Annotated in this window: 12 protein-coding genes and 4 tRNA genes; all 16 read right to left on the bottom strand. The window is 55.1% G+C overall.

Annotated features, from left to right (window positions below; all coding sequences use genetic code 11):
- Positions 1 to 17: 17 nt before the first annotated feature.
- On the bottom strand, positions 18 to 4,217 hold the full coding sequence (gene rpoC / locus AC1ROI_RS15755) for a DNA-directed RNA polymerase subunit beta' (protein ID WP_102593798.1): 4,200 nt from the start codon (positions 4,215 to 4,217) through the stop codon (positions 18 to 20).
- 64 nt (positions 4,218 to 4,281) lie between these two features.
- Positions 4,282 to 8,355: a DNA-directed RNA polymerase subunit beta gene (gene rpoB / locus AC1ROI_RS15750; RefSeq protein WP_102593797.1), complete on the bottom strand. Its 4,074-nt coding sequence runs from the start codon at positions 8,353 to 8,355 to the stop codon at positions 4,282 to 4,284.
- Positions 8,356 to 8,575: 220 nt separating this feature from the next.
- Positions 8,576 to 8,941 carry a 50S ribosomal protein L7/L12 gene (gene rplL / locus AC1ROI_RS15745; protein ID WP_077749256.1) on the bottom strand — a complete coding sequence of 122 codons (366 nt, stop codon included), beginning with the start codon at positions 8,939 to 8,941 and terminating at the stop codon, positions 8,576 to 8,578.
- Positions 8,942 to 9,021: 80 nt separating this feature from the next.
- Positions 9,022 to 9,522, bottom strand: coding sequence for a 50S ribosomal protein L10 (gene rplJ / locus AC1ROI_RS15740; protein WP_010467255.1), 501 nt, complete (start codon positions 9,520 to 9,522; stop codon positions 9,022 to 9,024).
- Between the two features lie 198 nt (positions 9,523 to 9,720).
- A complete protein-coding gene (gene rplA / locus AC1ROI_RS15735) occupies positions 9,721 to 10,416 on the bottom strand; it encodes a 50S ribosomal protein L1 (RefSeq protein WP_007896626.1) in 696 nt (231 codons plus the stop codon).
- On the bottom strand, positions 10,416 to 10,847 hold the full coding sequence (gene rplK / locus AC1ROI_RS15730; RefSeq protein ID WP_003210097.1) for a 50S ribosomal protein L11: 432 nt from the start codon (positions 10,845 to 10,847) through the stop codon (positions 10,416 to 10,418). The genes rplA and rplK overlap by 1 nt, the downstream gene beginning before the upstream one ends.
- A gap of 117 nt (positions 10,848 to 10,964) precedes the next feature.
- Entirely contained in the window at positions 10,965 to 11,498 is a 534-nt protein-coding gene (gene nusG, locus AC1ROI_RS15725) for a transcription termination/antitermination protein NusG (protein ID WP_007896622.1), read from the bottom strand.
- Between the two features lie 9 nt (positions 11,499 to 11,507).
- Positions 11,508 to 11,876 (bottom strand): preprotein translocase subunit SecE, encoded by a 369-nt coding sequence (gene secE / locus AC1ROI_RS15720; protein ID WP_008145488.1) that lies wholly within the window; start codon positions 11,874 to 11,876, stop codon positions 11,508 to 11,510.
- Positions 11,877 to 11,921: 45 nt separating this feature from the next.
- Positions 11,922 to 11,997 (bottom strand) — tRNA-Trp (locus AC1ROI_RS15715).
- Between the two features lie 53 nt (positions 11,998 to 12,050).
- On the bottom strand, positions 12,051 to 13,244 hold the full coding sequence (gene tuf, locus AC1ROI_RS15710) for an elongation factor Tu (protein ID WP_010467251.1): 1,194 nt from the start codon (positions 13,242 to 13,244) through the stop codon (positions 12,051 to 12,053).
- Positions 13,245 to 13,327: 83 nt separating this feature from the next.
- A tRNA-Thr gene (locus AC1ROI_RS15705) sits at positions 13,328 to 13,403 on the bottom strand.
- A 27-nt stretch (positions 13,404 to 13,430) separates the two neighbouring features.
- A tRNA-Gly gene (locus AC1ROI_RS15700) sits at positions 13,431 to 13,504 on the bottom strand.
- A 24-nt stretch (positions 13,505 to 13,528) separates the two neighbouring features.
- Positions 13,529 to 13,613: transfer RNA gene (locus AC1ROI_RS15695), tRNA-Tyr, on the bottom strand.
- Positions 13,614 to 13,755: 142 nt separating this feature from the next.
- Positions 13,756 to 14,196, bottom strand: coding sequence for a hypothetical protein (locus tag AC1ROI_RS15690; RefSeq protein WP_010467249.1), 441 nt, complete (start codon positions 14,194 to 14,196; stop codon positions 13,756 to 13,758).
- Positions 14,197 to 14,203: 7 nt separating this feature from the next.
- Positions 14,204 to 14,953: a pantothenate kinase gene (locus AC1ROI_RS15685; protein WP_010467247.1), complete on the bottom strand. Its 750-nt coding sequence runs from the start codon at positions 14,951 to 14,953 to the stop codon at positions 14,204 to 14,206.
- Positions 14,943 to 15,902 (bottom strand): bifunctional biotin--[acetyl-CoA-carboxylase] ligase/biotin operon repressor BirA, encoded by a 960-nt coding sequence (birA, locus tag AC1ROI_RS15680; RefSeq protein WP_077749258.1) that lies wholly within the window; start codon positions 15,900 to 15,902, stop codon positions 14,943 to 14,945. Before birA ends, AC1ROI_RS15685 begins: the two co-directional genes overlap by 11 nt.
- Between the last annotated feature and the right edge of the window lie 153 nt (positions 15,903 to 16,055).

Raw genomic sequence — 16,055 nt, 5'->3', positions numbered from 1 at the left:
CTCATTTACCGCAGAACTCAGTTACCGCTCGAGTTCAGTGCTTCGGTCAGTGCAGCTTCCACTTCACTGGCGCTAACGCGCAACGGTTTGTCAGCATCACGGCGGCGCTTGCGCTCGCTGTGATAAGCCAGACCGGTACCGGCCGGGATCAGACGACCCACGACTACGTTTTCTTTCAGGCCGCGCAGGTAATCGCGCTTGCCGGTTACCGCCGCTTCGGTCAGTACGCGAGTGGTTTCCTGGAAGGAAGCCGCCGAGATGAACGATTCGGTGGACAACGACGCCTTGGTGATACCCAGCAGCACGCGAGTGAACTTGGAAACGAATTTCTCGTCGCCAGCCAGACGCTCGTTCTCTACCAGAACGTGAGTCAATTCCATCTGGTCGCCCTTGATGAAACTGGAATCGCCGGATTCAGCGATTTCAACTTTACGCAGCATCTGACGCAGGATGGTCTCGATGTGCTTATCGTTGATCTTCACGCCTTGCAGACGATAAACGTCCTGGATCTCGTTCACGATGTACTTGGCCAGCGCACTCACACCCAGCAGACGCAGGATGTCGTGTGGATCGCTTGGGCCGTCGGAGATAACTTCGCCGCGGTTTACCTGTTCGCCTTCGAAGACGTTCAGGTGACGCCACTTCGGAATCAGCTCTTCATACGGATCGCTACCGTCGTTCGGGGTAATGACCAGACGGCGCTTGCCCTTGGTCTCTTTACCGAACGCGATGGTGCCGCTGACTTCAGCCAGAATCGAGGCTTCTTTCGGACGACGGGCTTCGAACAAGTCGGCAACACGCGGCAGACCACCGGTGATGTCACGGGTTTTCGAAGTCTCTTGCGGAATACGAGCGATAACATCACCGATCGCGATTTTCGCGCCGTCCGCTACACCGACCAGGGCGTTAGCAGGCAGGAAGTACTGAGCAATTACGTCGGTACCCGGCAGCAAGAGATCCTTGCCGCTGTCATCAACCATCTTCACAGCAGGACGGATATCTTTACCGGCAGCTGGACGGTCTTTGGCGTCGAGTACTTCAATGTTGGTCATACCGGTCAATTCGTCAGTCTGACGCTTGATCGTGATGCCTTCTTCCATGCCCACGTAGGTCACGGTACCTTTCATTTCGGTAACGATTGGGTGAGTGTGCGGATCCCACTTGGCCACGATTGCGCCAGCGTCGACCTTGTCACCTTCTTTAACCGAAATCACAGCACCGTACGGCAGCTTGTAACGCTCGCGCTCACGACCGAAGTCATCAGCGATCGCCAGCTCACCGGAACGGGACACAGCAACCAGGCAACCATCCACTCGCTCAACGTGTTTCAGGTTATGCAGACGGACGGTACCGCCATTCTTCACCTGAACGCTATCAGCTGCGGAGGTCCGGCTTGCCGCACCACCGATGTGGAACGTACGCATGGTCAGCTGGGTACCCGGCTCACCGATGGACTGGGCAGCGATAACGCCGACCGCTTCACCGATGTTCACCTGGTGACCACGAGCCAAGTCACGGCCGTAGCACTTGGCGCAAATGCCATAGCGGGTTTCGCAGCTGATCGGCGAACGCACGATCACTTCGTCGATGCTGTTCAGCTCGATGAACTCGACCCACTTCTCGTCTACCAGCGTGCCGGCAGGAACGATGATTTCTTCGGTACCTGGCTTGAACACGTCACGAGCAATGACACGACCCAATACGCGCTCACCCAACGGCTCGACAACGTCACCGCCTTCAATGTGCGGAGTCATTACCAGGCCATGTTCGGTGCCGCAATCGATCTCGGTCACAACCAGATCCTGCGCCACGTCTACCAGACGACGAGTCAGGTAACCGGAGTTCGCAGTTTTCAACGCGGTATCCGCCAAACCTTTACGAGCACCGTGAGTGGAGATGAAGTACTGAAGTACGCTCAAACCTTCACGGAAGTTCGCAGTAATCGGCGTTTCGATGATGGAACCGTCCGGCTTGGCCATCAGGCCACGCATACCGGCGAGCTGACGGATCTGCGCAGCAGAACCCCGTGCGCCCGAGTCGGCCATCATGTACATCGAGTTGAAGGACTCTTGGTCGACTTCGACGCCATGACGGTCGATGACTTTCTCTTTCGAGAGGTTGGCCATCATCGCCTTGGAAACTTCGTCGTTCGCCTTGGACCAAAGGTCGATCACTTTGTTGTACTTCTCGCCCTGGGTTACCAGGCCGGAGGCGTACTGACTTTCGATCTCTTTCACTTCGTCGGTAGCAGCACCGATGATGCGGGCTTTTTCATCCGGGATAACGAAGTCGTTAACACCGATGGAAACGCCGGAGATGGTCGAATAAGCAAAACCGGTGTACATCAACTGGTCAGCGAAGATCACGGTCTCTTTCAAACCAACCACGCGGTAGCACTGGTTGATCAGCTTGGAGATCGCCTTTTTCTTCATCGGCTGGTTGACGACGTCGTATGACAGGCCAGGTGGAACAACCTGGAACAACAGCGCACGGCCGACAGTGGTGTCGACGATACGGGTGTTCTTGACGCTGCCACCATCGCGATCGTTGACGGTTTCGTTGATCCGCACTTTGACCTTGGCGTGCAGTGCGGCTTCGCCGGCACGGAACACACGGTCAACTTCTTGCAGATCAGCGAACACACGACCTTCGCCCTTGGCGTTGATCGCTTCACGAGTCATGTAGTACAGACCCAATACAACGTCCTGCGACGGAACGATGATTGGCTCACCGTTGGCTGGCGACAGAATGTTGTTGGTCGACATCATCAACGCACGCGCTTCCAACTGGGCTTCCAGTGTCAGCGGTACGTGCACGGCCATTTGGTCGCCGTCGAAGTCGGCGTTGTACGCAGCACAGACCAGAGGGTGCAGCTGGATAGCCTTACCTTCGATCAGTACCGGTTCAAACGCCTGGATACCCAGACGGTGAAGGGTCGGTGCACGGTTGAGGAGAACCGGGTGTTCACGGATCACTTCAGCGAGAACGTCCCAAACCTCTGGCAGCTCGCGCTCGACCATCTTCTTGGCAGCTTTGATGGTGGTAGCGAGACCACGCATTTCCAGCTTGCCGAAGATGAACGGCTTGAACAGCTCGAGGGCCATTTTCTTCGGCAGACCGCACTGGTGTAGACGCAAGGTCGGACCTACGGTAATTACCGAACGACCGGAGTAGTCAACACGCTTACCGAGCAAGTTCTGACGGAAACGACCTTGCTTACCCTTGATCATGTCAGCCAGGGATTTCAGAGGACGCTTGTTCGAACCGGTGATAGCGCGGCCACGACGACCGTTGTCGAGCAGTGCATCGACAGCTTCCTGCAACATACGCTTTTCGTTGCGCACGATGATGTCCGGAGCGGACAGATCGAGCAGACGCTTCAAGCGGTTGTTACGGTTGATCACTCGACGATACAGATCGTTGAGGTCGGAAGTCGCGAAGCGACCGCCATCCAGCGGGACCAGTGGACGCAGATCTGGCGGCAGAACCGGCAGAACGGTCAGCACCATCCATTCTGGAAGGTTGCCGGAACCCTGGAAGGCTTCCATCAACTTCAGACGCTTGGACAGCTTCTTGATTTTGGTTTCGGAGTTGGTTTGCGGAATTTCTTCGCGCAGACGGCCAATCTCGTGTTCCAGGTCGATAGCGTGCAGCAGTTCACGGACAGCTTCGGCACCCATGCGGGCATCGAAATCGTCGCCGAACTCTTCCAGCGCTTCGAAGTACTGCTCGTCGTTGAGCAGCTGACCTTTTTCAAGGGTGGTCATGCCTGGATCGATAACGACATAGCTCTCGAAATAGAGAACGCGTTCGATATCACGCAGGGTCATGTCCATCAGCAAGCCGATACGCGACGGCAGCGATTTCAAGAACCAGATGTGGGCAACTGGCGAGGCCAGTTCGATGTGCGCCATGCGCTCACGACGAACTTTAGCCAGCGCGACTTCAACGCCGCACTTCTCGCAGATCACGCCACGGTGCTTCAAGCGCTTGTACTTACCGCACAGGCACTCGTAATCCTTTACCGGGCCAAAGATCTTGGCGCAGAACAGGCCGTCACGTTCAGGTTTGAACGTACGGTAGTTGATGGTTTCCGGCTTTTTAACTTCACCGAACGACCACGAACGGATCATCTCAGGCGATGCCAATCCAATACGGATGGCGTCGAACTCTTCGACTTGACCCTGGTTTTTCAGCAAATTCAGTAGGTCTTTCAAGGCCTTTCCTCCTGGCGGAGCAGAGAGCGGGCAATCCTGCCCCGCTCTCGATTCGCGTCACGTGTTATTCGGTTTCCAGATCGATATCGATGCCGAGGGAACGAATTTCCTTGATCAACACGTTGAAAGACTCGGGCATGCCCGGCTCCATACGGTGATCGCCATCCACGATGTTTTTGTACATCTTGGTACGGCCGTTCACATCGTCCGACTTCACTGTGAGCATTTCTTGCAGAGTGTAAGCAGCACCGTATGCTTCCAGTGCCCAGACCTCCATCTCCCCGAAACGCTGACCACCGAACTGTGCCTTACCACCCAGCGGCTGCTGGGTAACCAGGCTGTACGAACCGGTAGAACGAGCGTGCATCTTGTCGTCTACCAAGTGGTTCAGCTTCAGCATGTACATGTAGCCAACAGTAACCGGGCGCTCGAACTTGTTGCCGGTACGGCCGTCGGTCAGCTGCATCTGGCCGCTTTCTGGCAGGTCTGCCAGTTTCAACATGGCCTTGATTTCGCTTTCCTTGGCGCCGTCGAACACTGGAGTGGCCATTGGAACGCCACCACGCAGGTTCTTCGCCAGATCCAGGATTTCCTGGTCGGAGAAGCTATCCAGATCTTCGTTACGACCGCCGATCTGGTTGTAGATCTCGTCGAGGAATTTACGAAGCTCAGCGACTTTGCGCTGCTCTTCGATCATCCGGTTGATCTTCTCGCCCAGACCTTTGGCCGCGAGGCCCAGGTGGGTTTCAAGGATCTGACCAACGTTCATACGCGAAGGTACGCCCAACGGGTTGAGGACGACGTCGACCGGAGTGCCATTGGCATCGTGCGGCATGTCTTCAACCGGCATGATCACGGAGACCACACCCTTGTTACCGTGACGACCGGCCATCTTGTCGCCCGGCTGGATGCGGCGACGGATTGCCAGGTAAACCTTGACGATTTTCAGCACGCCTGGAGCCAGGTCATCGCCCTGCTGCAGTTTGCGCTTCTTGTCTTCGAACTTGTCGTCCAGCAGACGGCGGCGATCAACGATGTAGGCCTGAGCCTTCTCAAGCTGCTCGTTCAGAGCATCTTCAGCCATGCGCAGTTTGAACCACTGACCATGCTCAAGACCGTCGAGAACTTCGTCGGTGATGTCCTGACCTTTCTTCAGGCCGGCGCCGCCTTCGGCTTTGTGGCCGACCAGAGCGGAACGCAGACGTTCGAAAGTGGCGCCTTCAACGATACGGAACTCTTCGTTCAGGTCCTTGCGGATCTCGTCGAGTTGAGTCTTCTCGATCGACAGTGCACGAGCATCACGCTCAACGCCGTCGCGGGTGAAGACCTGTACGTCGATGACGGTACCCTTGGTGCCGGTAGGCACGCGCAGGGAGGTGTCTTTAACGTCGCTGGCTTTTTCACCGAAGATGGCACGCAGCAGCTTTTCTTCCGGAGTCAGCTGGGTCTCGCCTTTCGGAGTGACCTTACCAACCAGGATGTCGCCTGCGCCTACTTCAGCACCTACGTAAACGATACCGGCTTCGTCCAGCTTGTTCAGTGCAGCTTCACCCACGTTCGGGATGTCTGCAGTGATTTCCTCTGGCCCAAGCTTGGTGTCACGTGCCACACAGGTCAGTTCCTGAATGTGGATCGTGGTGAAGCGATCTTCCTGAACCACACGCTCGGACAGGCAGATGGAGTCTTCGAAGTTGAAGCCGTTCCATGCCATGAACGCGATGCGCATGTTCTGACCCAGAGCCAGCTCACCCATATCGGTGGACGGACCGTCGGCCATGATGTCGCTACGCTGAACCCGATCACCTTTACGCACCAGCGGACGCTGGTTGATGCAGGTGTTCTGGTTGGAGCGGGTGTACTTGGTCAGGTTGTAGATGTCGACACCAGCTTCGCCGGTTTCAACTTCGTCATCAGCAACTCGAACCACGATACGGCTGGCGTCGACGGAATCGATAACGCCACCACGACGAGCCACGACGCAAACGCCGGAGTCACGGGCTACGTTACGCTCCATGCCGGTACCGACCAGCGGCTTGTCAGCGCGCAGAGTTGGTACAGCTTGACGCTGCATGTTCGAACCCATCAACGCACGGTTGGCGTCGTCGTGCTCGAGGAACGGGATCAGCGACGCAGCAACCGAAACTACCTGCTTCGGCGATACGTCCATCAAGGTGACGTCTTCCGGCGCCTTGACGGTGAATTCGTTCAAGTGACGAACAGCTACCAGCTCGTCGATCAGGACTTTCTTGTCGTTCATCGTGGCCGAAGCCTGAGCGATCACGTGATCAGCTTCTTCGATGGCGGACAGGAACACGATCTCGTCGGTGACCAGAGCGTCTTTCACCACACGGTACGGGCTCTCGAGGAAGCCGTACTGGTTGGTGCGCGCATAGGCAGCCAGGGAGTTGATCAGACCGATGTTCGGACCTTCCGGCGTTTCAATCGGGCATACACGACCATAGTGAGTCGGGTGTACGTCACGAACTTCAAAGCCAGCACGCTCACGAGTCAAACCGCCAGGGCCGAGTGCAGACACACGACGCTTGTGGGTGATCTCGGACAGCGGGTTGTTCTGGTCCATGAACTGGGAAAGCTGGCTGGAACCGAAGAACTCTTTCACCGCCGCAGCCACTGGCTTGGCGTTGATCAGGTCTTGCGGCATCAGGCCTTCGCTTTCAGCCATCGACAGACGCTCTTTGACCGCACGCTCAACACGTACCAAGCCAACGCGGAACTGGTTCTCGGCCATTTCGCCTACGCAGCGAACACGACGGTTACCCAGGTGGTCGATGTCATCGACGATGCCTTTACCGTTACGGATGTCGACCAGAGTCTTCAGTACCGCGACGATGTCTTCTTTGCACAACACGCCCGAACCTTCGATCTCGGTACGACCGATACGACGGTTGAACTTCATCCGGCCGACCGCAGACAGGTCATAGCGCTCAGGGCTGAAGAACAGGTTGTTGAACAGAGTCTCGGCAGCGTCTTTGGTTGGCGGCTCGCCTGGACGCATCATGCGATAGATCTCGACCAGCGCTTCCAATTGGTTGCTGGTGGAGTCGATCTTCAGGGTGTCGGAAACGAACGGACCGCAGTCGATATCGTTGGTGTACAGAGTTTCGATGCGAACAACCTGGGCCTTGGCAATTTTTGCCAGGATCTCGGTGTTCAGCTCGGTGTTGCACTCTGCCAGGATTTCGCCGGTTGCCGGATGCACGATGGCCTTGGCGGTAGTGCGGCCCAGGACGTAGTCCAGAGGCACTTCCAGGGTCTTGAGACCGGCTTTTTCGATCTGGTTGATGTGGCGCGCAGTAATACGGCGACCAGCCTCAACGATGACCTTGCCCTTCTCATCCTGAATATCAAGAACAGCGATTTCACCACGCAGACGCGAAGCAATCAGTTCCAGACTGAGGGTTTCGCCGCTCAGGCGGAAAACGTTGGTGGTGTAGAACGCGTCGAGCACTTCTTCAGTGGTATAGCCGAGCGCGCGCAGCAGTACCGATGCAGGCAGCTTGCGACGACGGTCGATACGCACGAACACGCAGTCTTTCGGGTCGAACTCGAAGTCCAGCCACGAACCGCGGTAAGGAATGATGCGCGCGGAGTACAGCAGTTTGCCGGAGCTGTGCGTCTTGCCACGGTCGTGGTCGAAGAACACGCCCGGGGAACGGTGCAGCTGGGAAACGATTACACGCTCGGTACCGTTGATTACGAAGGTACCGTTCTCAGTCATCAGGGGGATTTCACCCATGTAGACTTCTTGCTCTTTAATGTCCTTGATCGCTTTGTTCGACGATTCTTTGTCGAAAATGATCAGGCGCACTTTTACCCGCAAAGGTACGGCGTAAGTCACACCGCGCAATACGCATTCTTTGACATCAAATGCCGGTTCGCCCAGGCGATAACCGACGTACTCCAGCGCAGCATTGCCGGAGTAGCTGATGATCGGGAAAACGGATTTGAAGGCCGCATGCAGGCCCACGTCGCGGAACTGATCTTTAGTCGCTCCCGCTTGCAAGAATTCACGATACGAATCCAGCTGGATGGCCAGGAGGTACGGCACATCCATGACGTCCGGCAACTTGCTAAAGTCCTTGCGGATACGTTTTTTCTCAGTATATGAGTAAGCCATCAGCGTTCCCCAGCTTGGTCACCTGCTTGTTTGGCCCCTCCCGACGGGAGCAGCCAGAAAATCGTGCAAACCCCATGGTTTGCGCCACCGCATCGGGTGGTTACAGCTCGTTACCAGCACCGACCCAGTCGGCTGCCAATAACGGAAAAAGGCCGGTGGCAAGAGCCACCAGCCATCAGCCTTTCGCTTAACGCTCGGGCTGGAGGAGCAAAGTCGATGCTTACTTCAGCTCGACTTTAGCGCCTGCTTCTTCCAGAGTGGCTTTGGCTTTGTCAGCTGCGTCTTTCGAAACAGCTTCCAGAACGATGCCAGGAGCGCCGTCAACTACAGCCTTGGCTTCTTTCAGGCCCAGACCGGTCAGTTCACGTACTGCCTTGATCACGTTAACTTTCTTCTCGCCAGCTTCCAGCAGCATGACGTTGAATTCAGTTTGTTCTTCAACAACAGCAGCGACAGCAGCTGGACCAGCGGAAGCAGCGGCAGCAGAAACGCCGAACTTCTCTTCCATGGCCTTGATCAGCTCAACGATTTCCAGAACGGATTTTTCGCCGATTGCTTCGATGATTTGGTCGTTAGTCAGAGACATGACTATAAATTCCTGTATTGGGGTGACAGCCTACGCGGCCGTCGAAATAAACAATAAACGCTGAAAGGTGTCGCTCAGCCTTAGGCTGCAGCGGCTTCTTTCTGGTCGCGAAGAGCCGCCAGAGTACGAGCCAATTTGCTGGTTGCGCCTTGAATCACGCTCATCAGCTGAGAAATTGCTTCGTCACGGGTCGGCAGGCTTGCCAGTACGTCGATCTGATTAGCCGCGAGGAACTTGCCCTCGAACGCAGCTGCCTTGATCTCGAACTTATCCTGACCTTTTGCGAACTCTTTGAAGATACGAGCAGCAGCGCCCGGATGTTCTTTGGAGAATGCAATCAAGGTCGGGCCAGTGAACACGTCGTTGAGCACGTCATATTGAGTGCCAGCAACGGCGCGCTTGAGCAGGGTGTTACGTACAACACGTACGTAAACGCCAGCTTCACGAGCCTCTTTACGGAGTCCGGTCATAGCGCCTACTGTTACGCCACGGGCATCAGCCACGACAGCGGACAGAGCAACTTGGGCAGCCTTGTTGACTTCAGCGACGATGGCCTTCTTGTCTTCAAGTTTAATTGCCACGGGAAAAACTCCTGCTTGTTACCGTTTCATCCAACCGAGGCCAGATGTCGTTTTGGTGTCTGATTCGGTAAGGAACCGGGAGCACCATCTGCGTAGGCTTGAGGTTTAAGACTTGCGTCGCCTACGGTCTTGGATAGCCCCCGCCAGGCAGGGACCCCAATCTTTCAATTGGCGCAATCGCTTGCGCCAACCTGTGTCTTACGCGTCGAGCGAGCCTTGGTCGATGACCAGACCTGGACCCATGGTGGTGCTCAGGGTAACGCGCTTGACGTAAATACCTTTCGAGGAAGCTGGCTTGATACGCTTCAGATCAGCGATCAGGGCTTCAACGTTTTCCTTCAGCTTGACGGCATCAAAGCCGACTTTGCCAACGGAGGTGTGAATGATGCCGTTTTTGTCGGTGCGATAACGAACCTGACCAGCCTTGGCGTTTTTAACCGCGGTAGCTACGTCTGGCGTTACGGTGCCGACTTTAGGGTTAGGCATCAGGCCGCGCGGGCCCAGGATCTGACCCAACTGACCAACAACGCGCATGGCATCCGGGGATGCGATAACTACGTCATAGTTCAGGTCGCCGCCTTTCATTTCGGCAGCCAGGTCGTCCATACCTACACGGTCAGCGCCGGCAGCCAGAGCGGCCTCAGCAGCTGGACCCTGGGTGAACACAGCTACGCGAACGGTCTTGCCAGTGCCGTGTGGCAGCACAGTAGCGCTACGAACAACCTGGTCAGATTTACGCGGGTCAACACCCAAGTTTACAGCAACGTCGAACGACTCGCTGAACTTCACAGTCGACAGCTCAGCCAGCAGGGCGGCAGCATCTACAAAGTTGTAGGACTTGCCCGCTTCGATTTTGCCGGCGATAGCCTTTTGACGCTTGGTCAACTTAGCCATTACACACCCTCCACGTTAAGGCCCATGCTACGAGCAGAACCGGCGATAGTACGCACGGCTGCGTCCATATCAGCTGCAGTCAGATCCGCGTTTTTGGTTTTCGCGATTTCTTCCAGCTGAGCACGGGTCACGGTGCCAACCTTAACGGTGTTCGGACGAGCGGAACCGCTAGTCAGACCAGCAGCCTTCTTCAGCAGAACCGAAGCAGGGGTGGACTTGGTTTCGAAAGTGAAGCTACGGTCGCTGTAGACAGTGATGATCACTGGAGTCGGCAGACCTGGTTCAATACCCTGAGTACGGGCGTTGAAAGCCTTGCAGAATTCCATGATGTTCACGCCGTGCTGACCCAAAGCAGGACCAACAGGTGGGCTTGGGTTAGCCTGAGCGGCCTTCACTTGCAGCTTGATGTAAGCGGTAATCTTCTTGGCCATGAGGCACTCCAATTACGGGTTCGAACGCCTCGAAAGGCTCCCCGGTTACTTGCGCGTTTATCCCAGTGACGACAAAACCCCACAGCCTAGGGCTGCGGGGTTGGGATGCTTGCTCAGCTAGACCTTTTCGACCTGACTGAACTCTAACTCTACCGGAGTAGAGCGACCGAAAATGAGCACTGCCACTTGGATCCGGCTCTTTTCGTAGTTAACTTCTTCGACCGTGCCAGTGAAATCAGCAAACGGCCCGTCATTGACACGTACCGACTCACCCGGCTCGAACAACGTCTTCGGCTTCGGCTTGTCGCTACCATCAGCAACACGACGCAAAATCGCTTCTGCCTCTTTATCAGTGATCGGCGCAGGTTTATCAGCTGTACCACCGATGAAACCCATCACCCGAGGAGTATCCTTGACCAAGTGCCAAGTACCCTCATTCATGTCCATCTGAACCAGCACATAACCTGGGAAGAATTTGCGCTCGCTTTTGCGTTTCTGGCCATTACGCATTTCAACCACTTCTTCAGTGGGAACCAGAATCTCGCCAAAGCCATCTTCCATGCCAGCCAGCTTTACGCGCTCTACCAACGAGCGCATGACATGCTTCTCGTAACCGGAGTAAGCATGCACAACGTACCAACGCTTAGCCACGGGACACCCTTAGCCGACAATCAAGGAAACAAGCCAGCCGAGCAGGGAATCAAGCCCCCACAACAGCAACGCCATAACCAGAACAACAGCCACAACAATCAGCGTGGTCTGCGTGGTTTCTTGGCGAGTTGGCCACACGACTTTACGAATTTCGGTGCGAGCTTCCTTAACCAGTACAAAGAAAGACTTGCCCTTGACTGTCTGCAGGCCTACAAAGGCAGCTACGGCAGCAATGGCGAGCAATGCAAGTACGCGGTACAGGATCGGCGAAGCAGAGTAATACTGATTGCCAACAACGCCAACAACCACCAAGGCGACTACTACAAGCCACTTGAGCAGATCGAAGCGAGAGCCTTGAGCTTCAGCTTTAGGAGTCATCTATGAAGATCCTGTGAAAAGAAAGCCAGACACACCAAGTGAATCTGGCAGGTCAGGAGGGAATCGAACCCCCAACCTACGGTTTTGGAGACCGTCGCTCTGCCAATTGAGCTACTGACCTAAAACAAAATCAGGCCGACCATTATGCCGGCCCGAAAAAGACATTACAACAATTTACTCGATAACTTTGGCTACGACACCAGCGCCGACGGTACGACCGCCTTCACGGATAGCGAAACGCAAGCCATCTTCCATCGCGATGGTTTTGATCAGAGTGACAGTCATTTGAATGTTGTCACCTGGCATCACCATTTCAACGCCTTCTGGCAATTCGCAGTTACCAGTCACATCAGTTGTACGGAAGTAGAACTGCGGACGATAACCCTTGAAGAACGGAGTATGACGCCCTCCTTCTTCCTTGCTCAGAACGTAAACCTCAGCAGTGAACTTGGTATGCGGCTTGACTGTGCCCGGCTTGACCAGTACCTGGCCACGCTCGACATCATCACGCTTGGTACCGCGCAGCAGAACGCCGCAGTTCTCGCCAGCACGACCTTCGTCGAGCAGCTTGCGGAACATCTCAACACCAGTACAAGTAGTTTTGACAGTGTCACGAAGACCAACAATCTCAACTTCTTCCTGAATGCGGACAATGCCACGCTCAACACGACCAGTCACAACAGTGCCGCGACCGGAGATCGAGAACACATCCTCGATCGGCATCAAGAACGGCTTATCAATAGCACGCTCAGGCTGCGGAATATATGTATCCAGCGTCTCGACCAACTTCTTGACGGCAGTGGTACCCATCTCGTTGTCGTCTTGACCGTTCAACGCCATCAGCGCCGAACCAATGATGATAGGTGTGTCGTCGCCTGGGAAATCGTAAGTGCTCAACAGATCGCGCACTTCCATCTCAACCAGCTCCAACAGCTCAGCATCGTCAACCATGTCAGCCTTGTTCAGGAAGACAACGATGTACGGAACGCCAACCTGACGGGACAACAGGATGTGCTCACGGGTTTGCGGCATCGGACCATCAGCGGCCGAGCAAACCAGAATAGCGCCATCCATCTGAGCAGCACCGGTAATCATGTTCTTTACGTAGTCGGCATGACCTGGACAGTCAACGTGTGCGTAGTGACGCACAGCCGAATCGTACTCAACGTGAGCTGTGTTAATGGTGATACCACGTGCTTTTTCTTCTGGGGCGCTATCGATCTTGTCGAAGTCAACCTTTGCCGAACCGAAAACCTCGGAGCAGACACGGGTCAGCGCAGCGGTCAGGGTAGTTTTGCCATGGTCTACGTGACCAATGGTGCCTACGTTGACGTGCGGCTTATTACGTTCGAACTTTTCCTTAGCCATCGAAGCAACCCCCAGCAGAAGATTTAAACAGTAATACCAGCCATTAAAACAAAGGCAGATATTTTCATATCTGCCTTGTTATATGGAGCTCTTGAGCGGATTTGAACCGCTGACCTCACCCTTACCAAGGGTGTGCTCTACCAACTGAGCTACAAGAGCGTAACGCCTTTGCAGGACCTGCAAACTTGGAGCGGGTAGCGGGAATCGAACCCGCATCATCAGCTTGGAAGGCTGAGGTTCTACCACTAAACTATACCCGCGGAGCTTGCAGCTCTCGCTAAAAATGGTGGAGGGGGAAGGATTCGAACCTTCGAAGTCGTAGACGTCAGATTTACAGTCTGATCCCTTTGGCCGCTCGGGAACCCCTCCTAAGCGAGCCGGCATTCTATATCATGCCGACCTTCTGTCAAGCATTTTCTCATTAAAAACCTGAGGTTAGCTGCGTTGACACCGCTTCGTACCGCTGACCGTTAAAGGTCTTCACTGCGAAGCGGGCGCCATTCTATGCAAACTATTCCGAAGGCGCAACCCCCTCGCACGGCATTATTTTATGTTTTAACTCATTGAATTCTTTGGAAAGGTTTAGCAACTGAAGATCATCCACTAAACGCCGGCTTTCAGGTGCTACACGGAGCCAGTAGCCAGACGGATCAGAGGAGTCTTTTGGCAAGGCTTGAACTTTGATATCCATCCTACCCAGTCGGCGCTCAGCTGCCAGGGCGACCTCCTGACGGGTGAAACCACCCAAATAAAGGCAGCCACTATCGGTCGACGCCAACTTTACCTTCTCACGCCCCGCATCAGCTGCCTCGCTTAGCAAACGGATATCCTGGTGCGATCCTCGATACAAACTCAAAGGCGTTACATCTTTCGCACGCAGCGGGGCCTCTTGTTGATGCCAGATGTAATAGAAGACATTGAGAACCAGCAACAGCAGGAACAACCAACGCATAAGAACCTCAAGACAAAGGGCATGCCATCGCCAGACCTACAAACACCAGGTCTGGAACCAGCCTGGCATCCGGTACGATTTCAGAGACGAGCGTCGCATCGCCTCCCGTGAGGAATACCGCAAAATCCTCCCCCCAATAACTACGCGCCATTTCCAGCTGAGTCAGGACAAACCCCCTCAACATCAGCGAACATCCACGCTCAACCGCCTCAACAGTTGTGCGACCAGGCACGAGGCTTTCCAGCGCACGCTCGGCCGCGATATCGCCATAGCGAATCTTACGGGTATGAGTTCGCAACTGGTTGCGCATCAGAGGCATTCCAGGGCAAATAAACCCGCCAAGATGCTCTCCGTCCCCCGCAATAAAATCAGCAGTCACTGCCGTACCGAAATCGAGCACCAGACACGCTCCTGGGGAAAGATGAAATCCACCAAGCATCGCAAGCCATCGATCGAGTCCCAACCGCTCGAACTCTTCGTATCCATTTCGAACGCCAGCCATCTCGCGCGCCGGCGCGGCACATATCGCGGACACTGAGAACGTTTGTGCCAGCAGAGAAGTCAATGCAGCAGTCTCTTCGGTCGTTCTCACGCTGACCAACCGACAATGTTTGAGGGACAGCCCCTCAAGTCGATTCAGGCTTTCCAGCAACGCGAGATCCGAATCCACCACCCCCTCTCCAAACACCTGCTTGGCATCCGCATAGAGAACGCGCCACTTTATAAAACTGTTTCCGCAGTCGAGCTCAAGAATCATCACGCAACCTCAGGCTGAGCTCACCACCACTAAAGACTTTTTCCACACCATTTACCTTCAAGCGTAAGGCACCCTGGCTGTCGATACCCAACACCTCACCATCAATCTGGTTGACACCAGCAATCAACGAGACTGCCCGCCCTTGCCAAAGATGGTTCTGCTCCCATTCCCGCTGAATGGCGGAAAACCCATCAATCTGATGACGGGTCAGATATTTCTGAAGCATCAACCCTAATTGCGCGACAAGGTGATTGCGATCAAGCACCCCGCCCGACTCCAGCCGCACGGATGTCCATTGCTGATCAATCTCATCGGTTGCCTGCATGTTCACATTAATTCCAACACCCAGCACCACGTGACACACATCAGCAGGATCACCCACCAACTCGAGCAATATCCCGGCGATCTTTTTCTGACCAACCAGAACATCGTTGGGCCACTTCAAGCCCGCGCCCGGGATACCGAGATCTCTCAACGTTTGCATGACAGCAAGCCCGACCACAAGACTCAACCCTTCAAGCTGACGCATTCCACCTTCGATGCGCAATACGAGGCTGTAATAGATGTTTTCTGCGAAAGGACTGGCCCAATTTCGCCCACGTCGGCCGCGACCCGCAGTCTGCCGTTCGGAGAGCACCAAAAATGGTGCAGCCTGGCCTCGGTGTATTGCGCGCAACGCTTCAGCATTAGTGGAGTCAATTGAGTCGAAGAGCAGAATAGGCCAGTCGCACGAGGGCGCCTGTTCTTTTATGCGGGCAGGATCAAGCAGCGTCAGTGGCGTAGCCAATTGATAGCCACGTCCGCGCACCTTGTGGATAGACAAGCCAAGCTCAGCTTCTAAATGCTGTAGCTGCTTCCATACCGCACTACGACTGATGCCCAAGGCGACGCCCAGGGCCTGACCCGAATGGAACTTGCCATCCTTAAGAAGCTTTAACAACGTCAGCATGCAAGTCTCGCCTCACAATGAGGCCCGCATGATAGCCATGCCCCGGGCCGTTGCATAGAAACCCGGAGAGCCAGATTTTCCTGCGGACAAAACAAAACCCCTACCTGCATACGCAGATAGGGGTTTCGGAATTTAATCTTGACGATGACCTAC

Source organism: Pseudomonas sp. GW823-FHT02C02 (genome assembly GCF_058797635.1).
This window is presented reverse-complemented; position numbering and strand designations above follow the sequence as displayed.